Raw genomic sequence first — 628 nt, 5'->3', positions numbered from 1 at the left:
CGGAGTGATTCATGACTGGGGTGAAGTCGTAACAAGGTAGCCCTAGGGGAACCTGGGGCTGGATCACCTCCTTATACGATTTAGAACTTATTTGTTCGTAGTGTCCACACAGATGATTGTTAATTGTAAAGAGAACAACACTTATTGTTTGGGTCTGTAGCTCAGCTGGTTAGAGCGCACCCCTGATAAGGGTGAGGTCGGTAGTTCAAATCTACTCAGACCCACCACTTTACTCCCATACATCGTTATGGAATATCTCGTTTAGTAAACTAAACGTCGATTTCCCACGCCTTGTCTGGAAGCGAAGTCGGTATACAAACAGTAAGACCAGCATATGTGGGGCTATAGCTCAGCTGGGAGAGCGCCTGCCTTGCACGCAGGAGGTCAGCAGTTCGATCCTGCTTAGCTCCACCACTTTACTTCTTAAAAATAAATATTCTTTATCGGGTCATAAACGACCTGAGAATGAAGTGTGTTTAATTTTGAGAAGTTTTTATTTCTCTTGCTCTTTAAAAATTTGGAAAAGCTGATAATAAAATTCTGATAGATACTTTGTATTTATCAAGAGTTTTCAAAAGTAAAAAAAAGAATGGTAGCAGTACCATTCAGTGCCATTTAGTTAACTCTT

At 40.9% G+C, this 628-nt stretch carries 2 tRNA genes and 1 rRNA gene; all 3 read left to right on the top strand.

Annotated elements, in window-relative coordinates:
• Positions 1-74, top strand: a 16S ribosomal RNA gene (locus tag H5058_RS18195); the annotation flags it as partial.
• Between the two features lie 76 nt (positions 75-150).
• Positions 151-227, top strand: a tRNA-Ile gene (locus H5058_RS18190).
• Positions 228-338: 111 nt separating this feature from the next.
• Positions 339-414, top strand: a tRNA-Ala gene (locus H5058_RS18185).
• Positions 415-628: the final 214 nt, after the last annotated feature.

This window comes from Pseudoalteromonas sp. SR45-4 (genome assembly GCF_014163535.1).
GTDB lineage: Bacteria > Pseudomonadota > Gammaproteobacteria > Enterobacterales > Alteromonadaceae > Pseudoalteromonas > Pseudoalteromonas nigrifaciens.
Note: the sequence above shows the minus strand (reverse complement) of the source record. Positions and strands in the feature narration are given on the sequence as shown.